This is a genomic window from Aeromonas aquatica, assembly GCF_000764655.1.
Classification (GTDB): Bacteria; Pseudomonadota; Gammaproteobacteria; order Enterobacterales; family Aeromonadaceae; genus Aeromonas; species Aeromonas aquatica.
Genome location: NZ_JRGL01000107.1, coordinates 1 through 25,673 on the forward strand (window position 1 = coordinate 1; position 25,673 = coordinate 25,673).

Genomic DNA, 25,673 nt, shown 5'->3' on the forward strand with positions numbered 1-25,673 from the left:
AGTAGCAGCTTGTGTCTTCGCAGCATCGCAGCGGCAGATGCCGTGCCATGCACACAAATAGTTGGTTGCGGGGGCCAGATTTGAACTGACGACCTTCGGGTTATGAGCCCGACGAGCTACCGAGCTGCTCCACCCCGCGTCCGAATTGTTGCCTGTTGCCAGGACTTTTCACCACATTCTCTACCACAAGAGTGCCGAGTAGTAGCAGCTTGTGTCTTCGCAGCATCGCAGCGGCAGATGCCGTGCCATACACACAAATAGTTGGTTGCGGGGGCCAGATTTGAACTGACGACCTTCGGGTTATGAGCCCGACGAGCTACCGAGCTGCTCCACCCCGCGTCCGCATTTTTCAAACTGGCCGAGCAGTAGCCAATTCGATTCGTCTTCATCGTTAACCAGTTGAACCCTGTTTTCGACGCTGACACTCAGATGGTTGCGGGGGCCGGATTTGAACCGACGACCTTCGGGTTATGAGCCCGACGAGCTACCGAGCTGCTCCACCCCGCGTCTGAGGTCGCCAATAATAGGCGCCAGCGCTGAGATTGCAAGTAATTATCCTAAAAAAAATTGATTGGAGGGTTAAACCACCAGATGTTGTTGTCTTTTGCAACAAACCGCATATTTTTCAGTCAGCTAGCAGATCTGTGCCCGACATCGGAGCTATGCGTCCCCACCATATTGGACACCCACGCCAGCCTGACGACGCGCTTTCCCCATGAAAAAGCCCGCACCGGATCAAGGGGGCGGGCTCGCCTTGTCGTCAGGCATCCATGCCGAGGGCTCAGACCAGCTGATGCAGCACGCTGGTCGCCGCCAGCTGGGCGATGATGAGACCGCACAGGCTGGTCGACACCACCACGGGGGCCGTCTCCTGCCGGCGATAGAGGGGGCTGAACCAGAGCAGCAGGGCGGCGACCAGCAGGCCCGCCTGGGTCAGCACCCCGGGGATCAGCGCATCGAGCCCCTCGCTGTTGCCCTGCCAACCCACCAACGCCGCCAGCCACAGCAGACTCAGGATGGCGGCCACCAGCCCCGCCAGTGGCAGCAGCAGATTGAACGCCTGCAAGCGATGGCGGGCACGCAACAGCATCAGGTGGGCGAAGGCCGCCCCCAGCAACACCATCTGCAGCACGCCGCCGAGCCAGCCCTGGATCTGCAGCAGCCCCACCCCGTACAGGGCGAGCGGCATGGCTGGCAGCCACAATACGTTGGACGGGATGGCGCGCTTGCCCTCCAACCGAGACTGAGCCAGCGACAGGGCGATCCCCAGGATCAGGGCGGCGCCACCGCTCCAGACGAGCCAGCCACGCATCCCGGCCTCGATGGCCAGCATCAGGGAGAGCCCGGTGATCACCCAGATGGAGAACAGCTGACTGGTGATCCGCGAGCGCTGGCCCGGGCAGAGATCCCCGCGCCACAGCACCAGTCCGAGGGCGATCAGGGCGCCCAGGGCCATCAGACCGGTCAGGGGAAAGAGCCAAAAAGGAAGTTGGACAAACATAGGGTCTCCGACAGCAGACAGACAACGGGAGCTCAAGGGGCGCCCGCCAACAAAAACAGAGGGGGAAGTATATCCAAACTCCCCCCCATCCCCAACGCTGGCAAAGACGATCGCCGGATCTAGCTCTGTCCCCGTGCCAGGGCGACCACCCTGGCGAACATCTGCCGGATCACCGGCGGAATGCGTTCGCTGCCGAGTCGCTCCGCCTCCTCCACCACCGCCAGCGCCATGCCGGGTTTGCTGCGATGATGGATGGCCTTGGAGATGATGCGCCCGGCATTGAGGGCCGAGCGTCCCCCTACCCCGGCCTCGCGCCGAAACACCGCCTCGAACCCGTTCTGATAGAGATAGTGCTCTATGTCGGCCGCCGGCAGCTGGGTGATCCTGTCTCGCTCCCGCTCGCCCTTGAGCAAGGAGCGGGCGGAGCTGGCGTACTTGGTGCCCGCCTCGTCGCCGTCGGTGAGCAGATGCCACTCGATGCCAAAATCGCGCGCCACCTTGATGAGCGGCGCCTGGCCACACTGGGCAAATTCGATGATGCGCACCCCCTCCGCCCGCAAGCTGTAACCGCAGATCTGGGCGAGCTCGGAGAGCAGCCAGATCTCGGTCTCCCCCTCCACCAGCAGCCAACAACGGGCAAACAGCGACATGGGCCTGTTGATGCGCACATGGAAGGCGATCTTGCGCAGATCATCGCTGCTGTAGCGCTCGCCGCCCAGCTGATGGCAGAGGATGTCCTGCTGGCGGCGCACCAGCCGGCGCACCTGGTTGAGCGGCAAGGAGGAGAGCAGGTCCCCCGAGTTGGTGGTGAGCAGCTTCTGTCCTGGCAACTGTTCGAGCAGGCCCCAGGCCAGCGCCAGCATGGTCGGGTGCAACCGGCTCTCCGGGTCTTCCAGGATCATGATGGGCCTGGCCCCCTGCGTCAGCTCCCGGTTGCCACGGGCGTTGAGCAGCATGGCCGCCATGCCCGCCATCGCCAGTTGCAGGGCCCGGTTGTCGGCATTGCGCAGCAACATCTGCAGGTTGCCGGGGTTGCGCAGGGTCATGGGCTTGTTGACGATCTCACGCTGGCTGCGCGGCTTGTTCTTGATGGGCGCCAGCGCGCTGAAGTAGTGCTCCATCAGTTGGCGCACCGCCAGCAAGGCCTCCTTCAGCTCCGGCTCGCCGATGCGCTGTGGCTCATCCGTCAGCTTGCCGGACAGCTCCCCCAGCCGCTGCGTGGACAAGTCTCCCCAGGGCAGCATCTCGACCCCATCGCGGATCGTGCGCGCATCGCGCAGCCGGAACACCGGGTTCATGGTAATGAGCAGCCGCACCAGCTCGGCGTTGTTGTCGAGCGCCAGGCTCTTGCCGATGCCATCGAGAAAGTCATGGGTGGTCAGCACGGCCCCGTCATCTTGCAGTTCGGCGCTGGCGCGGTAGTGGATGCGGTGAAATTTGTCCCGGTGCGGGATCCAGGCCGCACCGAGGCGCGCCAGCCGGTGCGAGTGCTGGCACATCTGGGGTCGGTACTCGCTGAAGGTGAGCACCAGTTGCAAGTGGCGCGACGAGGCCAGCTCGGGATCTTCCGGTTGGTGAAAATCATCGCGGGTGAACTGATAGGGGCCGGCATCCCCCAGCAGGCACCAGAGGGCGCGCAGCAGGCTGGACTTGCCCCAGGCGTTTTCGCCGATGAGGACTGTGGTGTGATCCAACCCGAGCGAGAGGCGATTTATCCCGCGAAAACCTTTGACTTCAATACGTTCCAGAAACATGAGGCCATCCCCAGTACATCCTGATGGCGTCATAGTGGCAAAGTTGCCAGCAAAATCCTACCGGGTCGTGGTGACTTTCAGCGGGAACTGTGAGGAACGAGGGGTTCGGGGACGGCGGGGATGCAGAGGCGGGTCTTGGGGGCATTCCAATGGCTGAACCAGAGATGACGGGTACGGGTCTGACGCTTGCGATGATTCAATGGGCACTCCTTTAAATGAATAAGGGGCGGATGCTACACCTCTTTTACCCAGAGTCTCAGCATTATCTGTGACAGGCGGATGACAATTGGGCGCGCCACTGCCCCGGACTCAGGCCGAAGGCCTCCCGGAAGCGGTTGCCAAGGTGCGCCTGGGAGGAGAAGCCGCACTGGGCGGCGATACTGGCCAGGGGATCGCGCCCCGCCAGCAGTAGCTTGGCCCGCTTGAGCCGCAGCCCCAGCAGGTAACGATGGGGCGGGCAGCCCAGGCTCTGGCCGAACATGCGGGCGAAGTGGTATTCGCTGAGGCCCGCCTCCCGGGCCAGCTCGCTCAGGGTGACGGGCTCGGCCAGATGGGCCAGCAGGTATTCCTGCACCCGCCGGATCACCACGGGGGCCAGCCCACCGCGCACCTCGGGCAGGCTGGGTGCCTCCCGGGTGTGGTGGCGATAGGCGTGCAACATCAGCATCCAGGCGCCGTGGGAGAGCGCCATGCGATCGACCCCGTGCTGCCAGTCCAGCTTCATCAACTGGGCCTGCACCAGGGCCGCGGCCTGGGGATCATCGATGAAGGTCTTGTCTTCCAGCACCAGATGACGCCCCTCCTTGTCACAGGCCTGCTCGGCGATGCGGGCGAGGTGATCGGGGCTGAAATAGAGGTGAAAGAAACGAAACTCCTCGCGCACCAGCCACTCGGATCTGTGGTGATCCGGCATGATGCACACCTTGCCGGTGCCACCGTGGCCGCCGGGCCCGTCCAGCCGCTCGGTCTGCTCACCCCCCTGCAGGTAGACGCTGACGGTGTGATGGCCGGGCTTGTGGTAGCGGGTCTGATCGTAACAGTTGCGCCAGCTGGCAACCCCGAGCCCGGGCTCCAGCCAGCAGGAATCCTCCAGCCGCGCCCCCGTGCTGACCAGTGCATCGAATACTCCCGCCTGTCTCATCTGCTGCAACCTGCCTGTGCCTCGTCCTTATCCTGTCCCATCTTACCCGTCCCTCGGGCCCGCCGCAGCGGCCCCACCAAAAAAACCGCAAGATGCTGTAAGCCAGCGCACGCCTGGCGGCCCATGCTGAACACCATACTGTTCTTCTTATCTCACCGGATCCCTTATGAACCTGTTGTTGTATATTTCCACCGTCCTCATCTGGGGCAGCACCTGGATCGCCATCGCCTGGCAGCTCGGCCCCATCCCCATCGAGGTGTCGGTGCTCTACCGCTTCGCCCTGGCGGCCCTGGCGCTGTTTGCCCTGCTCACCATCAGCGGCAAGTTCCCGCGCCTGCCATGGGCGGGTCAGCGCTACGCGGCCCTGCTCGGCGCCCTGCTGTTCTCCACCAATTTCCTCTGCTTCTACCACGCCACCCTCTACATCCCGAGCGGCCTGTCGGCGGTGATCTTTGCCAGTGCCAGCATCTTCAACGGCCTCAACCTCTGGCTGTTCGAAGGCAAAAAGCCGGGTCTGCGCTGGTTGCAGGGCTCCCTGCTGGGGCTCGTCGGCACGCTGCTGCTGTTCTGGCCGGTGCTGGCGGATGCGCAACTGGGTGCAAACGCCTGGAAGGGGCTGCTGTTCTCCTGCGCGGGGACGCTCTGTTTTTCACTCGGCAATCTGGTGTCGGCCCGCGGCCAGCGTCAGGGCTATCAGGTGTTGCAGATGGTGCCCTGGGGCATGGTGTACGGGGTGGTGCTGTTGCTGGGCTGGGTCACTGTGCTCGGCCAATCCCTGGTCCTGCCGACCGAGCCCCGCTACCTCGCGGCCATGGTCTATCTGGCCATCTTCGGCTCCGTCATCGCCTTCACCGCCTACCTCACCCTGGTGGGGCGCATCGGCGCCAGCAAGGCCGCCTACGCCACTGTGCTGTTCCCCCTGGTGGCGCTCAGCCTCTCCACCCTGTATGAGGGCTTCGTCTGGCAGACGGTCTCCGTGGTGGGGGTGATGATCAGCCTGCTCGGCAATCTGGTGATCTTCGCCCCGCCCCTGAAGAGCTGGCGCTGGCCCTCTGCCAAGGCGGCAAACGGCACTTGCCCCTGAGCGCGGCAGCCCCTAAGGTAACCCCTTCCAACGAGGATGACGGGAGGCGATATGTTACTGGAAGGGCTGGAGACACTCAGCTTGCTGGCGAGCGAGGGCACCATGGCCAAGGTGGCCAGCCGCCTCTACATCAGCCAGTCGGCGGTGAGCAAGCGCATCGCACAGCTCGAGCTGCGCCTCGGCAAGAGGCTGGTCGAGCCGGATGGCCGCCAGATCAGGCTCACCCCCCAGGCCCTGGAGCTGCTCGCCCGGGTGGCACCCAGCCTCGCGGAGATGAAGGGGGTGCTGGCAGACAGCCAGACCCTCACCGACAGTACCCCCCTGCCCGTCGCCTGCTCCGAGACCCTGCTGGCGGGCTACCTCGCCCGCTTTATGCACGGCTACCTTGAGCACGATCCCCATCTCGCCCTCTCCACTCACCACACCCCGGTGATCCTGGCACGGGTGCGCGGCGGCGATGCCCTGCTCGGGATCTGCGCCGGCCGGCTGCCCCCCGGCCACGGCCTCTGTGCCGAGCTGCTGCTGGAGGAGCCCTTCTATCTGGTGGGCGACGCGGATCAGGGGGAGCGGCGATCTCATGATCAGGGGCAACCCATACTGACCATGGATCTGGACAATCCCTCCAACCGCTATCTGCGCGAACCCCTGGCCGCCCTCGGGCTGGTGCCCGGCATGGAGCTGGACTCCTATCTGGCCCTCATCGAGCTGGCCAAGGCCGGTATAGGCCCGGTGCTGCTGCCGGCGGGCCTGTTGTCTCTGGTGGGCGAGCAAGGAAAACGGGCCCGCCCCTTGCCGGGGCTGGGCCGGCCTCTGCACCTGGTTTACCGCCAGAGCAGCCTGCAGCGGGAGCGCATCGCCCGGCTGGTCGAGGGGATCAGGGCCCACTTCGCCCAGGTAAAGGGGCTCGCTAAACAGGGATAGAAACAGGAAGGCCGCGATAACGCGGCCTTCTTTTCTTCAATCCCGGTAGCAAGGTGACTGCCGCCTAGCCCACCCAGCTAAACAGCTCGGGGGACTAACTCCAGACCAGAATGCTGCAACAGACATCAGCAGGTGACATCACCTGGCTGATCTATTGACTCCAGAGCAGCATGCTACAACGGACATCGGCTGAGCCATCACCTAACCGACCCAGGCGAACAGCTCGGGATACTGGCTCCAGACCAGCTTGGCCGACATCAACAGGGAGACGGTCACCAGCAGCGGCTTGATGAGCTTCACCCCCTTCTTCAGCACCAGCTTGGAGCCGGCGCGGGCACCGATAAACTGGCCGAGCGCCATGCAGAATCCCACGCTCCACACCACCTTGCCGCCGAGGGCGAAGAACAGCAAAGAGGCGATGTTGGAGGTGAAGTTGAGCAACTTGGTGTGGGCCGTGGCCCGCGCCATGCCAAAACCCGCCAGCGCCACGAAGCCGATGGCGAAGAAGGACCCGGTGCCCGGCCCGAAGAAGCCGTCATAGAAGCCGACCCCGCCACCCACCAGCAGGGCGAACAGCATGGGAGTGAGACGGCGCTGGCTCTCGGCATCGCTCACCCGGGGTGAGAAGTAGAAGTAGCAGGCAAAGGCGACCAGCAGGAAGGGCAGCAGCCGCTCCAGGATGGCGGCATCTATGGTCTGCACCGCCAGGGTGCCGACGGCCGCGCCGATGAAGGTGCAGATCACCGCGGGCCAGATCATGGCCCACTCCAGCAGCCCCTTGCGAGCATAGAACCAAGTGGCGGAAAAGGAGCCGAAGCTGCTCTGCAGCTTGTTGGTGCCGAGTACCAGGGCTGGCGGCATGCCGGTGGCCAGCAGGGCCGGCACCGTCAAGAGGCCGCCGCCCCCGGCGATGGCGTCGATAAAACCGGCGATGAGCGCCACCCCGAACAGGGCGACCAGGGTGTACAGTTCCAATTCCATCCATAGACCTCGTGTGATTGTGGTGCCCGCCGCACCCGCGCCGGGAACCTGAATGAGTCAAGCTGGTCGCTATCCTAGCGGGCTCTCGCTCATGAGGCTAACGAAACGATGGCAGCCAATTGATTCCTGATTTTCATCAGTCTGCCCCAGCGGCTCAGGCAGCGTCGGATCCCCATCGGATAGAGTCAGCCACCCCCTTGATGTCGTCGAGCGCCTGCAACAACGGCGTCTCGTCTTCACCGGGGGCCCGCCTCACCCGACCGGCCATATAGCGACTACTGAACAGGTTAAATCAGAGCGGCTGCGTTTGACCCGCCGATCTCCGCGGCTGGCGCCGCAATCCCCAGATTGATGTCGTCGAGAGCCCGTAGCAGCGGTGTCTCGTCCTCACCGGGCGCCCGACTCACTCTGCCTGCCATGTAGCGGCTGCTGAACAGGTTAAACCAGAGTTGCAGCGCCTGGCCGGCCTTGATCTCACCGGCCACCTCCAGCACGCAGGCCGCCACCTCGGCGGTGCACAGGTGCTCGTCACAATTGGCCACCCGCATGCCATAGGTGGAGAGCGCATCCGGTCGCACCGACAGCACGGGGAAGCCATCGAGATAGGGGCTCATGTTGAACATCTTGCGCGCCTCGGGCCAGGTGCCGTCCAGCAGGATGAAGAGTGGCCTCTTGCCCTCGGCCAGGACCACCCGCTCGGTCAGCCGCGCCGGCTCCTTCTCGCAGGCGGGGAACACCACATAGGGTTGCCAGGCCGGATCACTGAGCAGGGCCAGCAACTCGGGGTGGGGCTGGGTGCGCTTCCAGAGGAAGGCCCAGGTCGTCTCTGGCAGCACATCGGCGATGAGGCGGCCGGTGTTGGAGGGCTTCATCGGCTCGCTGTCGTACATCAAGAGGCAAAAACCCGCCTCGGCCTTGAGCTCGGGCCGCCATTCACAGGCGCACCAGGCATGGCGCAGCTGGCAGGCCTCGCAACGGGGCACGGCGCCGCCACGGGCGAGGAAGGGTCGGGTCGAAATGCTCTTGCGCCAGAGGCGCAGGCGATTGACGGCGTGGTCGGGGATTGGCTTCATGGGGGCGGCTCGGCGGTGCATTGGCACGACAAAAGGGGCCAGATTGTAGCGAGCGGCTCCCCGGGCCGCAAGGGTGCAGCCAGGCAGCAGCCATGGCGCTGCGCTCTATACTTGGTCGTCACCCATGATCCCACCCGCGGGATACTGATGGGACACAGGAGGAGAAGATGGCAGAACAAGACATGGCCCGGGAACACGCCCTGGCCGAAGGCTCGACCTTTACCTGGCACGAACTCTATGTGCCCGATGGCGAGGCCGGCGCTCGCTTCTATACCGAGGTGCTCGGCTGGCAGGTGCAGCAGACGGCGCTGGAGGGATTTGACTATCCCATGCTGGTGGCCAACGGTCGGCCGGTGGCGGGTGTCATGTCCACCAAGGGCAATCCCCAGATGGCAGGCGTGCCGCCCCACTGGGCAACCTATGTGGCGGTAGACGATGTGGACGCCAGGCTCGCCAAGGTCGCCCAGCATGGTGGCTCAGTGGTGGTGCCGCCCATGGACATCCCCACCGTCGGACGCATGGCGCTCATCGCCGATCCGCAAGGGGCCCATATCTGGCTGTTTACTTCGGCCCCCATGTGAGCCGATTAGCATCCCATATGACAGAGGGGCCAGCAGGCCCCTCTTCGTTTATGCGTGTCGCACTCAGGCGGGCTTGCGCAGCGCCTGCTCGAGGAAGTGCGCGAAGCTGTGGCCGTGATGTTCCAGCAGTTTCGGGAACATGGAGATGGAGGTCATGCCCGGGAAGGTGTTGATCTCGTTGAGCAGGATCTCCCCCTCTTCGGTCAGGAAGAAGTCGATGCGCGACAGGTGAGTCAGCTTGAGCTGACGAAATGCCTTGAGGGCATAGGCCTGGATGGCATCGGACTGTGCCTGGGTCAGGCCCTCGGCTCGCAGGGCAGTCTCGGTGTGGCTGGCGCTGCTGTACTTCTCTTCGTAGGTGTAGAACTTGTCGGTCGGCACGCAGATCTCGCCCGGATAGGTCGCCACCAGCTCGTCACCGTACTGATAGACAGCCACTTCCAGCTCGCGCGGCTTGACTGCCTTCTCGATCAGCACCTGCTCGGAGTAGCCGAAGGCATCCTTGATGCCCTGCAGCAGCTCGGCCTCGTTGCTGGCGGCATAGCAGCCCACGGAGGAGCCCTGGGAGGCAGCCTTGATAAACACCTTGCCCCACTTGGCCAGGGCGGCTTTTGCCTCGGCAATGCCCGCCTCGTCCTGCTCGGTCAGGAACAGATAGGGGGTATTGGGGATGCCAAGGGCGGAGAACCACAGCTTGGTGCTGATCTTGTTGAAGCAGATCTTGCTCGCCTCGGCGTCGCAACCGAGATACGGCAGGCCCGCCAGCTCGAGGAAGGATTGCAGATCGCCGGTCTCACCCGGGTAGCCGTGGATGCAGGGCACCACGTAGTCCACCGGACGGGCCACGCTGTCGAAGGAGAGCAGCTTGTCCAGCCCGAGCTTGCACTCGCGGCCGTCGGCACTGAGCCAGCGATCGGCAAACATCTCGACCCGGGTCACTTCGACATTGGGCAGGAGGGCTAGCTGTTGTTCGAGGAAATTGGCACTACGCAGAGAGACTTCGTGTTCGGCGCCACCGCCGCCGCACAGCAGCAAAACATGCATGTTCTTCATTAGATGTGATCCCTTGGGAGAAGCGGCTTCGCCATGATCTGTGATGATCCACCGCACGAAAAAACCGGGCGAAGCCAGAAACGAACATAAGTGCGGCCAGTGTACAAGGGCGATAACGCCTTGTCAGCTGATGGCGCCCCTCTTCCCCCTCATGGGGCCAGAAAGGCGCGGAGGATAGTCACGGCTGTGTCAGAAAGAGTCTTGTTGGCGCCTAGCGAGGGGGATCAACCCGCCCCAAGGCATTGCCATTGACCCGAAACCAGCCGGCGATGCTGTAACGCTCGAGGCTCGCGGGCAGCACCTCGTGGGGAAACTCTTCGGACAGGAACAACACCAGCCGCCCGCCCTTGGGGGAGACGTCCATCAGAAACTGCTCGTCGTTGTCATAGACCCGCAGCAGACCGCCAGCCTCAGGCGCCCAGCCGTTGTTGAGATAGAACACCGAGGTGAGACGGCGGTTGGAGCGACCGGCGAAGGCGTCTCTGTGGGTGGCGTAGAAATCCCCCTCACGATAGCGGGCAAAATGGGCTTCGTAGTCGAACAGCCCCAGCATCAGGCTGCGATTGGCCGCCAGACGCAGGCTCTCCATGCGAGCCAGGTATTCCAGCACAGGTGCTCCCTGATCGGGTTCCAGCCAGTGGATCTGATCACGGCGGATCTCCGGATTGCCCTGATGCAACCCCTCTCGCCCTATGCCCGCCGGTTGCCAGTCGCTGGGCAGGCAGCCTTTGAGGGCATCCACCTCCTCGGCGGTTAAAAAATCATCCACTATCACCCATCCTCGGGTGTAAAGGGCATCCATGACGGCTTGATAGTCCAAGATTGGGCTCACAACGAGTGGAGAGAATGCGCTTTGTAGCGGCTTCGGGGCCCCGGCACAAACCGGATTGCTTCTCTTAAGAAGTCCCGCCATCAATACGGGTCGTGGCAGAGAGCCAGGAGAGCCGCATTTCCCCCTTGCCCCGCCGCCCCGGGCCCGTTAACGTGCAGACAATGCCCTGAATAAGCACCCGATTCATCTCAATCACCTAGTCCCCCACACAATCAGGAGCCGGCCATGCCCATTCCCTCCCTCTCCCTGCAACGCCTCGACGGCAGCGACTTGCCCGTCACCGAGCTGCAAGACAAGGTCGTGCTGGTCGTCAACGTGGCCAGCCGCTGCGGCTTCACGCCCCAATACACCGGGCTCGAGGCCCTGTATCGTCAATTCGGCCCGCAGGGGCTGGTGATCCTGGGCTTTCCCTGCGATCAGTTCGGTCATCAGGAGCCGGGCGATGCCGAAGAGATAGCCCGCTTCTGTTCGGTGGATTACCCGGTGAGCTTCCCCATCCTGGCCAAGTGCGAGGTCAACGGCGAGCAGGCTCACCCCTTCTATCGCTGGCTGAAGCAACAAAGGCCCGGCTTGCTCGGCAGTGAGGCCATCAAGTGGAATTTCACCAAGTTCCTGATAAGCCGCGAAGGCCAGGTGGTGGACAGGTTCGCCCCCCAGACCAAGCCCGAGGAGCTGGCAGACAAGATCGGTGCCCTGCTCCAGGGGGCTCGGCATTCGTCATAAACACGTCCTGCCAGCTATAACCCAAGCAGCCATGGCTGATAGCCCTCCCCGGCCACGGGAGGGCCGGGATCTTCCGCGCTCCCCATGCCGGTCCCAGCCCCACAGGACTACTGCGCAGTGGCCGCAGTTCTGCTATATTACGCGCCCACAATCTTTTCCATGTCGTGCGGCCAGTTGAGCGCCGCCCCTGTTGAGCCCAAGGCTCGGAGTTTCTCTCGAACATGTCATTCAATGAACTGGGTCTGTCACCGCACATACTGCGGGCCGTCAAGGGGCTGGGTTACGAACAGCCCACCCCCATCCAGCAGCAAGCCATTCCGGCCATTCTGGCGGGACAGGACGTGCTGGGCGGTGCCCAGACAGGCACAGGCAAGACGGCCGGTTTCACCCTGCCCATGCTGCACCGTCTGCTGGCCAATCACGGCCGTGGCGGTCGTCGTCAGGTCCGCGCCCTGGTACTGACCCCGACCCGCGAGCTGGCTGCCCAGGTGGGCGAGAGCATCATCAAATACGCCCACCACCTGCCGTTTCGCACCCTGATCGCCTACGGCGGCGTCAGCATCAAACCGAACCTGGATGCCATCAAGCTCGGCGTTGACATCCTGGTCGCCACCCCGGGCCGGCTGCTGGATCTGCTGACCCAGCGCGCCCTCACCCTGAGCGCGCTGGAAGTGCTGGTGCTGGATGAAGCGGATCGCATGCTCGACATGGGTTTCATCACCGACATTCGCCGCATCATGAAGGCCTTGCCGGAGGAGCGGCAGACCCTGCTGTTCTCCGCCACCTTCTCGGACGACATCAAGGCGCTGGCGGACGATCTGCTGAAAAACCCGACCCTCATCGAGGTGAGCCCGAGCAACAGCACCGCCGAACAGGTCAACCAGCGCATCATCAAGGTGGATCGCGAGCGCAAGCGCGAGCTGCTCTCCCACATGATCGGTCGCAACAACTGGCAACGGGTGCTGGTGTTCGTGCGCACCAAGCAGATTGCCGACAGGCTCGCCGAGCAGATGGTAAAAGATGGTCTGGATACCGTCGCCATCCACGGCGACAAGACCCAGGGTGCCCGCAATCGGGCGCTCGCGGATTTCCGTGAAGGCAAGGTGCGGGTGCTGGTCGCTACCGACATCGCCGCCCGCGGCCTCGACATCGACAACCTGCCCCACGTGATCAACTTCGAGCTGCCCCAGGTGGCCGAGGATTATATCCACCGCATCGGTCGTACCGGCCGTGCCGGTCGTGGCGGCGAGGCCATCTCCCTGGTGAGCCTGGATGAGCAGGAGCAGCTAGGCGCCATAGAGGCGCTGATCGGCCTGAGCATCCCGAGCGAGATCCTGGAAGGCTACGAGCCAAGCGGCAAGCTGACCCGTCAGACCCTGCCGGGAAACAAGCCGCTGCAGAACCCGTCGCGGGATCGCGGTCATGCCAACGCCAAGCACAACAACAAGGCAGCCAAGGGCAAACCGGGCGCCAAAGACAACGCCAGAGGTGGCAAGCCCAAGGGGGATGCTCCCAAGAAGCCGGCCCCGGCTCGCAAGCGCGAGATCGTGGGGGAAGACATCGGCTTCACCCCCATGCGCCGCCTGCCCAAGACCCAGCGCGACGACTATCAGGACAACTCCAACGAGGAGTGATGCCGCCCCGTCCGCACAATAAAAAAACCGCCCTTGGGCGGTTTTTTTACGTCTCGCAGCCATCGGTTAGGCGGGATAGACCTTCTCGAAGTGCTCAAGTACCAGCTCGGATTGCTCGCGAAAGGGCACCCCGACCTTGGCCGCGAAGGCAGTGAAAAACGCCATATGGGCATCACGCCACCACGCAAGACTGCCATCACCCTCCCCTTCGGCAGCAGCAAACGCGGCATCTACCGCCTCGAATGGGCAGATTGACACCTCGGTCAGCCGAACGATGCAGACCGGCTCCTGGGCCCAGTTCAACACCAGACAGAGCCGACCCACTTTGGGCAGCGGTTCCCTCTCCTGCTCATAGGCGGCCTTCAGGCTGCAGGAGGCGCGCTTGATGCCAGCCGCGATCAGGCGGGCACATTCGTTGGCATTGGCCTCGTCGGCGCAAAAATGCTCTGCCACTGTCTGAGGGATGACGCGGCGCTGTGCCGCACTCAGGGTCGCCAGATAGGCATCCATAAAGGCCTGCTGAGCCGGGGTCATCTCTGCTCCTCGCGCCGATCTGCCTGTGCCAGCGCCATATGCAGCAGCGGATAGGGCCTGCCCTGACCGTCCAGAGCCGAGCGCCCCACCACCGCAAATCCCAGCCGCCGGTAAAACCCGAGTGCCCCTTCGTTCTGCTCGTTCACATCCACCCGGATCACCCCTTGCCGTGCGATGGCATGCTCCACCAACTGGCGGCCAACCCCTTGCCCCATCGCCACGGGGGCCACGAACAGCATCTCGAGATTGCCATCGGCCACCCCGCAGAAACCGACGATCTCGCCATCCTCCCCCTTAGCACAGTGCAGGCTCACGGCATCGAAATAGTGCTCCAGGATCAAAGGTCTTAGCGCCGCTATATCATCCTCTTGCAAGAAGTGGTGGCTGGCCCGCACCGAGGCCTCCCAGATAGCGATGAGGATCTGGTAACTGCTTCTTTCTACCGGTTCAATCTGCATATGTACCTCTGATCCATGGGGGAGTAGCCCGAGGGTTACTCCTACGCGCCACGCCTTTCACTGCGGCGCCTTGATAACAAAGCCCCGCTCGATACCGGCCTTGAATCCCAACCCCTCGTAGAGACGGTGGGCCGCCTCTCGCCCCTCCCCGGAGAGCAGCATCACCTTGTAGCAATCCAGTTCCCAGGCGAGCGCCAGGGTGCGATCGAGCAGCCGATGGCTCAGCCCCTGGCGACGAAACGCCGCGCCGGTGATCACATGCTCGATGATGCCAAAGGGTCTGCCGCCGTTGGTCAGGGTCGGGATCACCCCGAGCTGGCAGCTGGATGCCAGCTGGCCATCCACCAGGGCCACCAGAATGCGGGTATGGGGTTGGCGCAGCAGCGCTGCCAGCCCCTCCCTTGCGGCCGACTCGCTCAGGGCGGGATCCTGGGGCCTCAGCTCCTCATAGAGGGCAAGCAGCCCGGCCAAGTCCTGGGATCCACACTCCCTGATCACCACCATGGACACTCTCCTGATCTCACCTTATGCGGGCCTTGGGGCGAACATGATGATGGCCATGCCGACCAGAGCCACCCCGGCGCCGACCAGATCCCACAGCGTGGGCCTGATGCCATCCACGGCCCAGAGCCAGAGGATGGCCACGAAGATGTAGACGCCGCCGTAGGCGGCATAGACACGGCCGGCGGCGGTCGGGTGCAGGGAGAGCAGCCAGGCAAATAGCGCGAGGCTCAGGGCCGCCGGCAGCAGCAGCCAGACGCTCTTTCCCTGGGTCAGCCAGAGGTAAGGCAGGTAACAGCCCACAATCTCGGCGACGGCGGTCACCAGAAACAGGGCCAGGGTCTTGAGTTCGACCATGAGTAGTGGGGATCCTTGCAGACAGAATGGACTTCTTTTGGCAAATCATACTGTTATATCCTGGCGCTGCAATCGCCTTTGCAGGGGAGACCCCGATGAGCGCGCGAGCGGTGGCGGATGGGAACTTGACAGTGCCATGCAACAGAATACGAAGAGAGAGACGGCGTGAAGAGTGCTTCTAACCGGTGGGAGATGGCACAAGGCCCGCCGGGTGGCGGGCCTTGTGACTGCATCAGCGGGTCTTGACCGCCTGCAGCAGGGCGGAGACGTCAGGGCCAAAACGGCGGGCCCGAATGGCGTCCTGAATATCCTGCTCGCCGTAGCGGCTGGCGGGGTAGACCAGCACGCAGGCGGTGTCGCCAGGCTGGAGGAAGTGGGTCTCGCCGAAGGGGGTGTAGCGGGTGGCGCCTATGCTGATGAGGGCATGGTGCGGACGCCCCGCCTGGGCCAGCAGCCCCTGAATGTGCTCGGCCGGGCCTTCATCCTGCTGATGATTGAACTTGTCGATGGCCCAGTCGAGCAACTGCTGATGGAAGTAGCTGTAATCCACCGCCGCGCTGTCAACGCCGTAAGGGTGCAGCTCGCCACCGCGCTCCAGATAGCAGGCGATGCGATAGTCATCGAGCTCGCAGCCCTCGGCAAACCCGGACAGCGGCAAGAGCGTGGCGGCCAGCCCCTTGCTCTCCTCACCCCAGTTTTTCTTCTCGCTGATCTTCCTGGCGTTGGGACGACGGATGGAGCAGTCGTTGTAGGCGCCAAACGCCTTGGGACGAATGGCGACCACCTGCTCCCCCGCATACTCCAGCTCGCACCAGAGCGCGACTTCCGGCTCTATCTGCACCTTCTCATCGCCGCTGACCGCCGCCTCCGGCAGGAAGATGGCGTCGCCGCTCAAGGGGAAGACCCCGAGCTGGCCCGGATGGGAGGGCACATAGAAGGGAAACAGCGCCTTGGGGGCCACCTTGTCCACCACCTTGACGGCGACGAAGTCCGCCGCCTCGCCCGCCTGCTCCAGATGGCCGGCAAAGTTGCCCGCCACCCCCAATCCGATAAAGTTGCTCAATTGCGTGATCTGCATCTATGGCTCCACTCGCGCCGGCCCATTCGCCGCCGCTGTCGTTGATCATGGGCGGCACTACCGCCAAAGAGGGAGCTTATTAGAGCACAGCCCCAGAGCGGCGCCCAGCCACCCTGCCGCGGGCTGTGCGCCAGCCCGAGTTTTCACGAACCAGGTGTGCATAAAGGCGGCGATTAGCATCGGGTTGTGATCCAGGCGCTTGGGCAAGGCCCGCGCTTTTGCTAGTCTGCCCTATTCATTTGCCGTCTTGTCGTCGAGCACGCTGCCATGGCCACACATTTTCAGGGTCGCTTCGAGGTGGAGTTCAAGTACCGCCTCGCCGATCGCGCCGCCTTCCTTGCCGCCCTCGGTCGTCTCAACCCCGAGGTGATGCTGGAGGACAACCAGGAGCGGGACTGCTACTTCGACACCCCCGAGCGCACCCTGGCACGCCAGGACAAGAGCCTGCTGATCCGTATCATGCAGCCCTCCGGCATCCGGCTGTGGATAGTCAAGGGACCGGGGCCGGATCGCTGCGAGGCGGTCAATATCAGCGACACGGACAAGGCCATCAGCATGCTGCACAGCCTGAGTTACCAGCAGATGCTGACCATCGACAAGCGGCGCAGCATTTACTTCCTTGGCCCCTTCCACCTGACCCTGGACCACCTGGCCGGGATCGGCGATTTTGCCGAGCTGGCCATCATGACCGACGATGAATCGGCCCTGCCTGCTTATCGCCAGCAGTTGCTGGCGCTGGCGACCGAGCTCGATCTCCACGACGAACAACGGGAGACCCGCTCCTATCGCACCCTGTACGAGCAGCAGGGTTCACTTAAATGACAGGAGTTAGCATGATAGACAAACTGGCATGGCTCAGTTTTCAGGATAAACAGCTGCTGTGCGCGCGTTCCCACGGCAAGGAGATCTATTACATCCCCGGCGGCAAGCGTGAGCCCGGGGAGAGCGACGAGGCGGCCCTGATCCGGGAGAGCGGCGAGGAGCTGGCGGTCAGCCTGCGGCCCGACACCCTGCGCTTCGCCTGCGAATTCAGCGCCCAGGCCGATGGCAAGCCTGAAGGCGTGCTGGTCAGGCTGCGCTGCTACACAGGCGAGGCGGACGGCACTCCCACCGCTTCGGCAGAGATCGCCGAACTGCGCTGGCTCGACAGCCGCCATCTGGATGAGGTCTCCCCCGTCTCTCGCTTGCTGTTTAAATGGCTCGCCGAGCAGGGGCTGATCCGCTAGACGCAGGTCACGGACGAGGTCTCTCCTGTACCTCCCGCCTGCTGTTTAAATGGCTCGCCGAGCAGGGGCTGATCCGCTAGACGCAGGTCACGGACGAGGTCTCTCCCGTACCTCCCGCCTGCTGTTTAAATGGCTGACGGTGCAAGAGCTGATCCGCTAAGCGCAGGTGCGATGGATCAGCAATCTTCATAGCCAGCTGGCTGGTTGGCCGAGCAGGATCTAATTAGTTACCATTTGATTTTTTTGTAAAAAATCCATAAACAATGAGGAGTGTCGATGGAGATCCTTGAGGTCGATAGCACCAGAGGCATCAAGCCTGCGTTGATCAGCCTGCTGCAAGACAGCGTGATCAATGGTGCCTCCGTGGGCTTCTTGCCTCCCCTGCAGGAAGAGCAGGGGCTGGAGTACTGGCAAGGCATCGAGGCCGAGCTGGCCGACGGGGTGCGCAGACTCTGGGTGGCCTTCGACCAGCATCATCTGGTCGGCGCCCTGCAATTGGCGCTCTGCACCAAGGCCAACGGCGGTCACAGGGCCGAGGTGGAGAAGTTGATGGTGCACAGCCAGGCTCGCGGCAAGGGGGTGGGCCGCGCCCTGATGGAGGCCATGGAGCAAGGGGCCCGTGACGCCCATCGCACCCTGCTGGTGCTGGACTCCCGGGTGGGCGATGTGGCCTCCAGCCTCTATCGCCAGCTCGGTTATCAGGAGGCGGGCCAGATCCCGGCTTTCGCTAAAAACGCCGACGGCTCGCTCGCGGCGACCCAGTTCTTCTACAAGCAACTGTGAACCTGGCGTCCTCGACGCCCCCGCAATAAACAAGGCCAGCCTCGCGGCTGGCCTTGTTTATTGCGCCATAGCTTGTTGAAATGGCGCCTCTTTTGACTCAGATAAGTTCTATCAGGCAAGGAGCCATCATGATATTGGAAGTCGCCCCACTGCAAATCATCCCGGGCCAGAGTACCGCCTTCGAGCTGGCGTTCGAACAGGCTCAGCGCATCATCAGCGCCATGCCAGGCTACGCCGGCCATCAGTTGCAACGTTCACTGACCGACCCCCATCGCTACCTGCTGCTGGTCAACTGGCAACGGCTCGAGGATCACACCCGGGGCTTTCGAGGCTCCCCCCAATATCAGCAGTGGAAGGCGCTGCTCCATCACTTCTATGACCCCTTCCCCACGGTCGAGCATTTTCAGGCGGTCAGCCTCGGGGGAGCGCCGCAGTAGAAGCTGATCAGCCCGCAGCATAGCGGGCCGATCACCCCCCTCAGGCCAGTCGCTCGGCCCTGTGTTCGACCATGGGCTCGGCGAACGCCGATTGCGCATCGATCAGCTGCAGCTCATAGGCGTCAGCCTGCCAGGTGCGCAGCAGCACGGCATCCACCGCCGCATTGGTGCGCTCGAAGGCGGCCACCGCATCGAAGCCCGCCTGCAAATTCGCCAGCATCAGGGCGCTGATCAGATCCCCCACCCCCACCGGTTGGCGGGCAAACTCATAGAGCGGCCGGGTGATCAGGTAATCTCCCTCGGCCGTGGCCAGCAACATCTCGAAGCGGCCAGACTGGCTCGCGGCGCGGCCAAGGTGCTTGACCAGCACCATCTTCACCCCCTTGGCCAGCAGCTGGTGAGCGGCGGCGCGAGTCTGGGTCAGATCCGCCAGATGGGCATCACACAGGGTCTCCAGCTCCAGCAGGTTCGGCGCCATGATGTCCGCCGCCGGCAACGCCTGCTCGGTCAGGAATCGGGTCACGCCGGGGGCGACGATGCAGCCCTTCTCCGGGTGGCCCATCACCGGGTCGCAGAAGTAGATGGCCGCCGGGTTGGCCGCTTTGACAGCCGCCACCACCGCCAGGATCTCATCCCCCTGCTCGGCCGAGCCCAGATAACCGCTGAGCACCGCATCGCACTGCCCCAGCACCTCGATATCCCCCAAGCCTTTGCAAAGGGCGCTGATATGACCCGCTGGCATCGCCATCCCCTGCCAACCCGCCGCGTACTGGGTGTGGTTCGAGAACTGCACCGTGTTGATGGGCCAGACCTCCATGCCGAGACGGCGCATGGGAAACACGGCGGCGCTGTTACCGGCACAACCAAACACCACGTGGGACTGGATAGAGAGAATGCGTTTCATCGAAACCACCACAGAAGAAGGATGAGGAAAGCAGGCAATATATCGGATGAAGAGATGGCTCTTCCAGTGATTCCCGGCGCGACTCGGCATTTGTGCTTTAAAATCACCCGCCAGCGGCATATTGGTCGCCTTGTCCCCCCGGCGTCTGCGTTGCGAGATGTTTTCAGGGCACAGGGTCTCGGCAGTCTGATTTGTTGGTTTCACATTCTTGTCTGATGGCATATGAGGGCGATATCCAAACACCTTTGATGCCAAGATCAGGTTACTTCAGAGACATGACGAGAAGAGAGCCGGCAGCTTTGGCTGCCGGCAAGGTACACAAGGTATCGATGAGCACTCTAGGCCCGGCCTTCAATCCCGGGCGAAGTGGTAGACCCAGCCCTCGTCCAGGGGAAAATCGGCGGGCGCCGAGACCAGGGACGGCAAGGAGGTGACGGCGTCTCTGGCGGCATATTGCAGCGCCATCAGGGCGCAGAGGGCGGCGTCGTAGCGATCCGTCCCCGGAGTGACATCGGGTGGCAGCTGACCTGCGATCTCCCTTCTCGCCATCGAGGTTTTGCCAGCCACCTTGGCCAGGGCCGGATAAACCTCCAGCACGGCGCGCTCGGCCTGTGGGACCCGCGTCGGTACAAGCTGCAAGTCTGCGAGGCGCGGCAACATGGAGAGCGCCAGGGTCGCGTTGTTGCCAAGCCTGTCGAAGGTGGCCGACAGCGGCTTCTTGCCGTACTGCTGATGCAACCAGCGCTCGCAGTCCCGATAGGCGTAAGGATTGTCTATCTCCCGCTGGGGCACGGCGCATGGCGCCCCCCTCCCCGCCAGCAGCTCGGCGAGCGCCCGTGGAAAGGCGAGCGGCGCATCGATCCCCAGCGCCAATTGCGGACAGGCCAGCACCTGCATCAAGCCAATCTCGTCTTGCAGGGCCGGGCGCAGCAAGGCATCCAGATCCGGGGCAACCCGGGAGCTCAGCCGAAACAGGGGCGAGACCCCCAGCCAGTGCAGCCGCTGCTCACCGGCCTGCCAACCCACCACAGCCACCGCCTGGGCGTTGCCTTGCCAGCCTCTCACGTCCCAACCGATGCCAATGGCATCCATATGACCAGTCGTCATCTCAAGATCACTTCTCTGCACCATTGATGCAACACAGGGTAATGCCTGCCCTCGCCAATGCAAGGCCGGGGCCGTACCTTAGAAGGATTTCTTGAAGTTGATGAGGGGCAAGATGGGGAAGACGCCGTTCTCGGCGTAGTTCGCCAGGCCTATCTGCAAGCCATCGAGATGCTTGGTAGCATTGATGAAACCGAGCTGGAAGGTAGTGCGCTCGGCATAGTTGACGAAACCGACGTTGGCCAGGGCATTGCCCTTGGCAATGTTGACCGCCCCCCAGTTCAAGCCCTGCACGTTGTTGGTCAGGTTGACGAAGCCGAGGTTCAGCCCGGTGTCCTGCCCCTCGTGCCAGTTGACGGCGTTGATGGCGACCCCGCCAAACTGATGGCGCACCCGAGCGGCGCCGAAGAAGATGCCCAGCTGCAAGCCGGTGAACTGATCCACGTCGGAGAGCGCGAACACAGGCAAGTCGATGCCCTTGACCTGCCCGGTCCGACCATACAGGAAGGAGGCGCGCGCCCCTTCGACCTGATGGGATGCCGGCAGATTGATACCGGGCAGCGAGATCTGGATCGGCGTGCTGGCATGGGCGGCGCCAGTCAAGGCCAGCGCGCCGCAACCAAGCAGCAGGGCAAGGGATTTCATCTAGGTATTCCTTAACAATCTGAACGTCTTGCCAGACTATCAGCGCAGAGTCGGTGGCACGAGGCCCGACCGGCCGTCCTGCGTCACCTCCCGTCTGAATCCATCCCTGACAAGAAACACCTGAAATTAAATTTCAAACGCAAATTAACACTTATGTCATTTACATCAAATCGCATTTAGTTGCAGAATGGTTAAACGCGTGTTTGAACAGAGCAAGCACCGCGTGACCATGGATGACAAGTTGTACCCAACAAAGAGAGCCCGCTGGCTCATAACAATACAGTTCAGCCGAAATGGAGACGCATGATGAATATGGATATCCTCAAGAGCTTTACCGAGCAGATGCAAGGTTTCACCTCCCCGCTCACCCGCTACAACCAGCTGCTGGCCAGCAACATCGAACAGCTGACCCGGTTGCAGCTGGCCTCCGCCAACGCCTATGCCGAGCTGGGTCTGAACCAGCTGCAAGCGGTGGGCAAGGTGCAGGATGCCCAGAGCCTGGCCGCCCTCGGCACAGTGCAACTGGAAACCGCCAGCCAGCTCTCCCGCCAGATGCTGGATGACATCCAGAAACTCAATGCCCTGGGTCTGCAGTTCAAGGAAGAGCTGGATGTCCTGACCGCGGATGGCATCAAAAAGAGCACGGGCAAGGCCTGATAACCCCTGGCTGCCCACTCGGGCAGCCACATCTCCCCACGACTCGACAGCACGGGCTTGTTCCCGTCACGGGCGTGGGTGAAGGAGAGAACATGAGCCAATCATCTTACGGCCCGCTGTTCGAGGCCCTGGCCCACTATAACGACAAGCTGATGGGCATGGCCAAGGCCCAGACCGAGCGTACCGCACAGGCTTTGTTGCAGACCAATCTGGACGATCTCGGCCAGGTGCTGGAGCAGAGCAGCCAGCAACCCTGGCAGTTGATCCAGGCGCAGATGGGCTGGTGGCAGGATCAGCTCAAGCTGATGCAGCACACCCTGCTCAAGAGCGCGGGCCAGGAGAGCGCCCCGGTGATCACCCCGGAGCGCGGCGATCGCCGCTTCAAGGCCGAGGCCTGGAGCGAGCAACCTATCTTTGACTATCTCAAGCAATCCTATTTGCTCACCGCCAAGCACCTGCTGGCCTCGGTGGACGCGCTCGAAGGCGTGCCAGAGAAGAGCCGGGATCGACTGCGGTTTTTCACCCGCCAGTACATCAACGCCATGGCCCCCAGCAACTTCCTGGCGACCAACCCCGAGCTGCTCAAGCTGACCCTGGAGTCCGACGGCCAGAATCTGGTGCGCGGGCTGGCCCTCCTTGCCGAGGATCTGGAGCGCAGCGCCGATCAACTCAACATCCGGCTGACCGACGAGTCCGCCTTCGAGCTGGGCCGGGATCTGGCGACGACCCCGGGCCGGGTGGTGCAACGCACCGAGCTCTATGAGCTGATCCAGTACAGCCCGACCACGGAGACGGTGGGCAAAACGCCGGTGCTGATCGTGCCCCCCTTCATCAACAAGTACTACATCATGGACATGCGGCCCCAGAACTCCCTGGTCGCCTGGCTGGTCGCCCAGGGCCAGACGGTGTTCATGATCTCCTGGCGCAACCCGGGGGTGGCCCAAGCCCAAGTCGATCTCGACGACTACGTGGTGGATGGGGTCATCGCCGCCCTGGACGGGGTGGAGGCGGCCACCGGCGAGCGGGAGGTGCACGGCATCGGCTACTGCATCGGCGGCACCGCACTGTCGCTCGCCATGGGCTGGCTGGCGGCCCGCCGTCAGAAGCAGCGGGTGCGCTCCGCCACCCTGTTCACCACCCTGCTGGACTTCTCCCAGCCTGGCGAGCTCGGCATCTTCATCCACGAGCCCATCATCGCCGCGCTGGAGGCCCAAAATGAGGCCAAGGGCATCATGGACGGGCGCCAGCTGGCCGTCTCCTTCAGCCTGCTGCGGGAAAACAGCCTCTACTGGAACTACTACATCGACAGCTACCTCAAGGGGCAGAGCCCGGTGGCCTTCGATCTGCTGCACTGGAACAGCGACAGCACCAACGTGGCGGGCAAGACCCACAACAGCCTGCTGCGCCGGCTCTATCTGGAGAATCAGCTGGTAAAGGGGGAGCTCAAGATCCGCCAGACCCGCATCGATCTGGCCAAGGTGAAGACCCCGGTGCTGCTGGTGTCGGCCATCGACGATCACATCGCGCTCTGGCAAGGTACCTGGCAGGGCATGAAGTTGTTCGGCGGCGAGCAGCGCTTCATCCTGGCCGAGTCCGGCCACATCGCCGGCATCATCAATCCGCCGGCGGCCAACAAATACGGCTTCTGGCAGAGCCAGAACGAGGCCGAGACCCCGCAGGCCTGGCTCGAGGGGGCAACCCACCAGGGCGGCTCCTGGTGGCCCGAGATGATGGGCTTCATCAGCGCTCGAAGCGAGGAGGCTGACCCCATCCCCGCCCGCGTGCCCGTTGAAGGCCTCGCGGAAGCCCCCGGCAGCTACGTCAAGACGCGGCTCAACCCCATCTTCAGCGGCACTACATGCGGCACTACAGAGGAGGTAACGGCATGAGCACCCTCGCCATCGGCCAGAAGGCCAGCCTGACCAAGCGCTTCGGCGCGGCGGAAGTGAACGCCTTCGCCGGCTTGTCGGAGGATTTCAATCCCCTGCACCTGGATCCGGCCTTTGCCGCCAGCACGCCGTTCGAGCGTCCCATCGTCCACGGCATGTTGCTGACCAGCCTGTTTTCCGGGTTGCTGGGCCAGCATCTGCCCGGCAAGGGGAGCGTCTATCTCGGTCAGAGCCTCAGCTTCAAGCAACCTGTGTTCGTCGGTGACGAGGTGACGGCGGAGGTGGAGATCATCGCCCTGCGCGAAGACAAGCCCATCGCCACCCTGGCAACCCGCATCTTCACCTCAAGCGGCGCCCTCGCCGTGACGGGGGAAGCCGTGGTGAAATTCGGCTAAGAGAAAGCACAGCCCACCTCAGGATCATGCAGCCCGGCTCTGCCGGGCTGCATTTTTATGGCCGCCTGCCCCACTTTTTCTGGTCCAATCCGGCCCTGACCCTTTCCCTGCCGACCCTAACTGCCTAGAATAACCGCCCTGCCGTGCCCGGCATTCATTAGCGAGGATTTTTCATGGAGACGTTTCTGCTCGAAGGCCACCCCTTCGTTGCCCTGTGCGACCTTATCAAGCATCAGGGGTGGGCCGACTGTGGTGGCGCGGCCAAGGCGCTGGTCGGCGATGGCCTGGTCGAAGTGAACGGTCAGGTAGAGACCCGCAAACGCTGCAAGATAGTGGCCGGCCAGGTGGTCAACTTCAACGGCATGAAGGTGGTCGTGAAGGAAGGGATCAGCCCGGAGATCGGCTGAGTCTCCACACTGCCGAGTCCTGATGGGAAAGATGAGCCCGGCCATGGGCCGAGCCCTCTTCGGGCTCTGAGTCTCTGGCTCAGCTGGCCTTGATCGACAGGGTCAGCACGAAGCGCGCCATCGCCTCGTCACCGCTCAGGGACGGGCAGGTGGCCACCACCTGGATGGGACGATTGATGCGCTGCCCCGTCGCCAGCGACTCGTCGATCATGGCATCGATCGCCTCCCCCGCCTCACACTCGAAGCGCACGTCCGCCTCGGGCCGCTTCAAAAACTCCCCCTGCACATCCTTGAAGGCGAAATGCACCTTCTTGCGCCTGGTCCGTCCCTTCTCCATCACCAGCAGGCCGCCGACCAGATCGGCGCCGGTCGCCAGGGCGCCGAAATACATGCTGCCCAGGTGGTTGCGGGTGCGCCAGCCGAGCGGAATGCGGATGCGCAGCGCCTTGGCGTCCATCTGCTCGATGACGGGGGCACAGAAGCCGATGACGGGAATGTAGCGCCAGGCGAAGAGGCGCAGGGCGAGGTTGGCCTTGAAGCGTTGCAAATCCATATGCGAACTGATCCGATGAGTGATTGTGACCGAAATGTTGCCAGCATCTCCCCCAATAGACAAGCACCCATTTCGCACCCCGTGCATCCGATCAGCGGCTCTGCGAGCCAGCCACCGCCCGTCCCTCAGCTCTTGATGCCCTCAGCGGCTAAAAACGGCGCCGACATAGGCACACTCGCTCCCCCAATAGTCCCAGCGAGGGCAACTAACGAGCGTTTTACCCGCCCCAAGGTATTTATTATCCAAATGAAAAGAGGGATTACATTTGTTTGGTAAATGGCAAAATGGGATGTCCTGGCCCGGATGGGCATTATTTTTGTCTCCCATTGCCCCGTTTTTTAAGGCGCTGTCCCAATTACGTGTTGAAAGGCTAACCTTGAAATAGGTCATCCCCCTGAGGGCCACCATCATGGATACCCAAGCCTTTCAACATCTACTGTCTCTCTTCCCACTGCTCAGCTTGCGCC

31 protein-coding genes and 3 tRNA genes are annotated in these 25,673 nt (G+C 63.0%); 13 read left to right on the top strand and 21 right to left on the bottom strand.

All coding sequences use genetic code 11. The features are described 5' to 3' along the window. Window positions 1–62 precede the first annotated feature (62 nt). From LG30_RS0113735 to LG30_RS0113760, 7 genes are all read right to left on the bottom strand, one after another. Window positions 63–139: transfer RNA gene (locus LG30_RS0113735), tRNA-Met, on the bottom strand. A 123-nt stretch (window positions 140–262) separates the two neighbouring features. Continuing rightward, window positions 263–339 (bottom strand) — tRNA-Met (locus LG30_RS0113740). Between the two features lie 91 nt (window positions 340–430). Further along, window positions 431–507 (bottom strand) — tRNA-Met (locus LG30_RS0113745). Between the two features lie 274 nt (window positions 508–781). Beyond that, complete coding sequence (locus LG30_RS0113750) at window positions 782–1,501, bottom strand: hypothetical protein (RefSeq protein ID WP_033131266.1); 720 nt, start codon at window positions 1,499–1,501, stop codon at window positions 782–784. Window positions 1,502–1,620: 119 nt separating this feature from the next. Beyond that, window positions 1,621–3,255, bottom strand: a complete 1,635-nt coding sequence (locus LG30_RS0113755) for an ATP-dependent endonuclease (RefSeq protein ID WP_033131267.1) — start codon at window positions 3,253–3,255, stop codon at window positions 1,621–1,623. Window positions 3,256–3,332: 77 nt separating this feature from the next. Then, a complete protein-coding gene (locus LG30_RS22885; RefSeq protein WP_274518503.1) occupies window positions 3,333–3,455 on the bottom strand; it encodes a hypothetical protein in 123 nt (40 codons plus the stop codon). Between the two features lie 62 nt (window positions 3,456–3,517). Further along, window positions 3,518–4,396 (bottom strand): helix-turn-helix domain-containing protein, encoded by an 879-nt coding sequence (locus LG30_RS0113760; RefSeq protein WP_374941487.1) that lies wholly within the window; start codon window positions 4,394–4,396, stop codon window positions 3,518–3,520. Window positions 4,397–4,562: 166 nt separating this feature from the next. On the opposite strand from LG30_RS0113760, the gene LG30_RS0113765 reads away from it, so the two are divergent. Together LG30_RS0113765 and LG30_RS0113770 are read left to right on the top strand one after the other, a co-directional pair. Next, window positions 4,563–5,480, top strand: a complete 918-nt coding sequence (locus LG30_RS0113765; RefSeq protein ID WP_033131269.1) for a DMT family transporter — start codon at window positions 4,563–4,565, stop codon at window positions 5,478–5,480. A 51-nt stretch (window positions 5,481–5,531) separates the two neighbouring features. Then, entirely contained in the window at window positions 5,532–6,401 is an 870-nt protein-coding gene (locus LG30_RS0113770; RefSeq protein WP_033131270.1) for a LysR family transcriptional regulator, read from the top strand. A gap of 201 nt (window positions 6,402–6,602) precedes the next feature. On the opposite strand, the gene LG30_RS0113775 is transcribed toward LG30_RS0113770, so the two are convergent. Together LG30_RS0113775 and LG30_RS0113780 are read right to left on the bottom strand one after the other, a co-directional pair. Next, on the bottom strand, window positions 6,603–7,382 hold the full coding sequence (locus LG30_RS0113775; RefSeq protein ID WP_033131271.1) for a TSUP family transporter: 780 nt from the start codon (window positions 7,380–7,382) through the stop codon (window positions 6,603–6,605). A 287-nt stretch (window positions 7,383–7,669) separates the two neighbouring features. Beyond that, window positions 7,670–8,455: a tRNA-uridine aminocarboxypropyltransferase gene (locus LG30_RS0113780; protein WP_033131272.1), complete on the bottom strand. Its 786-nt coding sequence runs from the start codon at window positions 8,453–8,455 to the stop codon at window positions 7,670–7,672. A 167-nt stretch (window positions 8,456–8,622) separates the two neighbouring features. On the opposite strand from LG30_RS0113780, the gene LG30_RS0113785 reads away from it, so the two are divergent. Further along, window positions 8,623–9,036, top strand: coding sequence for a VOC family protein (locus LG30_RS0113785; RefSeq protein WP_033131273.1), 414 nt, complete (start codon window positions 8,623–8,625; stop codon window positions 9,034–9,036). A 63-nt stretch (window positions 9,037–9,099) separates the two neighbouring features. Here the strand turns inward: LG30_RS0113785 and LG30_RS0113790 are convergent, their stop codons facing one another. After that, complete coding sequence (locus tag LG30_RS0113790; protein WP_033131274.1) at window positions 9,100–10,089, bottom strand: D-alanine--D-alanine ligase; 990 nt, start codon at window positions 10,087–10,089, stop codon at window positions 9,100–9,102. A 211-nt stretch (window positions 10,090–10,300) separates the two neighbouring features. Next, on the bottom strand, window positions 10,301–10,909 hold the full coding sequence (locus LG30_RS0113795) for a 2OG-Fe(II) oxygenase (protein WP_033131275.1): 609 nt from the start codon (window positions 10,907–10,909) through the stop codon (window positions 10,301–10,303). Between the two features lie 237 nt (window positions 10,910–11,146). Between LG30_RS0113795 and LG30_RS0113800 the strand changes: the two genes are divergently transcribed. Further along, the gene (locus tag LG30_RS0113800; RefSeq protein ID WP_033131276.1) at window positions 11,147–11,644 is read left to right on the top strand and encodes a glutathione peroxidase; all 498 of its coding nucleotides are present in this window, start codon (window positions 11,147–11,149) and stop codon (window positions 11,642–11,644) included. 221 nt (window positions 11,645–11,865) lie between these two features. Further along, window positions 11,866–13,278 (top strand): DEAD/DEAH box helicase, encoded by a 1,413-nt coding sequence (locus LG30_RS0113805; protein WP_033131277.1) that lies wholly within the window; start codon window positions 11,866–11,868, stop codon window positions 13,276–13,278. Between the two features lie 66 nt (window positions 13,279–13,344). Here LG30_RS0113805 and LG30_RS0113810 read toward each other — a convergent pair whose 3' ends face one another. The 5 genes from LG30_RS0113810 to LG30_RS0113830 form a co-directional block, all read right to left on the bottom strand. Beyond that, window positions 13,345–13,812, bottom strand: coding sequence for an ASCH domain-containing protein (locus LG30_RS0113810; protein WP_033131278.1), 468 nt, complete (start codon window positions 13,810–13,812; stop codon window positions 13,345–13,347). Next, entirely contained in the window at window positions 13,809–14,270 is a 462-nt protein-coding gene (locus tag LG30_RS0113815; RefSeq protein ID WP_033131279.1) for an acetyltransferase, read from the bottom strand. Before LG30_RS0113815 ends, LG30_RS0113810 begins: the two co-directional genes overlap by 4 nt. 57 nt (window positions 14,271–14,327) lie before the next feature. After that, window positions 14,328–14,774, bottom strand: a complete 447-nt coding sequence (locus LG30_RS0113820) for a GNAT family N-acetyltransferase (protein WP_033131280.1) — start codon at window positions 14,772–14,774, stop codon at window positions 14,328–14,330. 21 nt (window positions 14,775–14,795) lie between these two features. Then, on the bottom strand, window positions 14,796–15,128 hold the full coding sequence (locus tag LG30_RS0113825; RefSeq protein WP_033131281.1) for a YnfA family protein: 333 nt from the start codon (window positions 15,126–15,128) through the stop codon (window positions 14,796–14,798). 232 nt (window positions 15,129–15,360) lie between these two features. Continuing rightward, entirely contained in the window at window positions 15,361–16,206 is an 846-nt protein-coding gene (locus LG30_RS0113830; protein ID WP_033131282.1) for a DUF5718 family protein, read from the bottom strand. A 267-nt stretch (window positions 16,207–16,473) separates the two neighbouring features. Between LG30_RS0113830 and cyaB the strand changes: the two genes are divergently transcribed. From cyaB to LG30_RS0113850, 4 genes are all read left to right on the top strand, one after another. Continuing rightward, complete coding sequence (gene cyaB / locus LG30_RS0113835) at window positions 16,474–17,028, top strand: class IV adenylate cyclase (protein ID WP_033131283.1); 555 nt, start codon at window positions 16,474–16,476, stop codon at window positions 17,026–17,028. Between the two features lie 11 nt (window positions 17,029–17,039). Next, window positions 17,040–17,432 (top strand): NUDIX hydrolase, encoded by a 393-nt coding sequence (locus LG30_RS0113840; protein WP_052101072.1) that lies wholly within the window; start codon window positions 17,040–17,042, stop codon window positions 17,430–17,432. A gap of 276 nt (window positions 17,433–17,708) precedes the next feature. Next, window positions 17,709–18,215 carry a GNAT family N-acetyltransferase gene (locus LG30_RS0113845; RefSeq protein ID WP_033131285.1) on the top strand — a complete coding sequence of 169 codons (507 nt, stop codon included), beginning with the start codon at window positions 17,709–17,711 and terminating at the stop codon, window positions 18,213–18,215. Window positions 18,216–18,343: 128 nt separating this feature from the next. Then, a complete protein-coding gene (locus LG30_RS0113850) occupies window positions 18,344–18,652 on the top strand; it encodes an antibiotic biosynthesis monooxygenase family protein (RefSeq protein WP_033131286.1) in 309 nt (102 codons plus the stop codon). 40 nt (window positions 18,653–18,692) lie between these two features. On the opposite strand, the gene pdxY is transcribed toward LG30_RS0113850, so the two are convergent. From pdxY to LG30_RS0113865, 3 genes are all read right to left on the bottom strand, one after another. Beyond that, window positions 18,693–19,556 carry a pyridoxal kinase PdxY gene (gene pdxY, locus LG30_RS0113855; RefSeq protein ID WP_033131287.1) on the bottom strand — a complete coding sequence of 288 codons (864 nt, stop codon included), beginning with the start codon at window positions 19,554–19,556 and terminating at the stop codon, window positions 18,693–18,695. A gap of 351 nt (window positions 19,557–19,907) precedes the next feature. Further along, window positions 19,908–20,663 carry a DUF429 domain-containing protein gene (locus LG30_RS0113860; RefSeq protein ID WP_033131288.1) on the bottom strand — a complete coding sequence of 252 codons (756 nt, stop codon included), beginning with the start codon at window positions 20,661–20,663 and terminating at the stop codon, window positions 19,908–19,910. 78 nt (window positions 20,664–20,741) lie between these two features. Beyond that, window positions 20,742–21,305, bottom strand: a complete 564-nt coding sequence (locus LG30_RS0113865) for a VC2662 family protein (RefSeq protein ID WP_033131289.1) — start codon at window positions 21,303–21,305, stop codon at window positions 20,742–20,744. 306 nt (window positions 21,306–21,611) lie between these two features. On the opposite strand from LG30_RS0113865, the gene LG30_RS0113870 reads away from it, so the two are divergent. The 4 genes from LG30_RS0113870 (at window position 21,612) to ybcJ (ending at window position 24,653) form a co-directional block, all read left to right on the top strand. Beyond that, window positions 21,612–21,962 carry a phasin family protein gene (locus tag LG30_RS0113870; protein ID WP_033131290.1) on the top strand — a complete coding sequence of 117 codons (351 nt, stop codon included), beginning with the start codon at window positions 21,612–21,614 and terminating at the stop codon, window positions 21,960–21,962. Between the two features lie 92 nt (window positions 21,963–22,054). Next, on the top strand, window positions 22,055–23,851 hold the full coding sequence (locus LG30_RS0113875; protein ID WP_052101077.1) for a class I poly(R)-hydroxyalkanoic acid synthase: 1,797 nt from the start codon (window positions 22,055–22,057) through the stop codon (window positions 23,849–23,851). Further along, a complete protein-coding gene (locus tag LG30_RS0113880) occupies window positions 23,848–24,246 on the top strand; it encodes a MaoC family dehydratase (RefSeq protein WP_033131291.1) in 399 nt (132 codons plus the stop codon). The genes LG30_RS0113875 and LG30_RS0113880 overlap by 4 nt, the downstream gene beginning before the upstream one ends. Window positions 24,247–24,419: 173 nt before the next feature. Next, entirely contained in the window at window positions 24,420–24,653 is a 234-nt protein-coding gene (gene ybcJ, locus LG30_RS0113885) for a ribosome-associated protein YbcJ (protein WP_033131292.1), read from the top strand. A 79-nt stretch (window positions 24,654–24,732) separates the two neighbouring features. Here the strand turns inward: ybcJ and LG30_RS0113890 are convergent, their stop codons facing one another. Both LG30_RS0113890 and LG30_RS22125 read right to left on the bottom strand, forming a co-directional pair. After that, window positions 24,733–25,206 (bottom strand): DUF4442 domain-containing protein, encoded by a 474-nt coding sequence (locus LG30_RS0113890; protein WP_033131293.1) that lies wholly within the window; start codon window positions 25,204–25,206, stop codon window positions 24,733–24,735. A gap of 141 nt (window positions 25,207–25,347) precedes the next feature. Further along, the gene (locus LG30_RS22125) at window positions 25,348–25,617 is read right to left on the bottom strand and encodes a hypothetical protein (protein WP_152599279.1); all 270 of its coding nucleotides are present in this window, start codon (window positions 25,615–25,617) and stop codon (window positions 25,348–25,350) included. Between the last annotated feature and the right edge of the window lie 56 nt (window positions 25,618–25,673).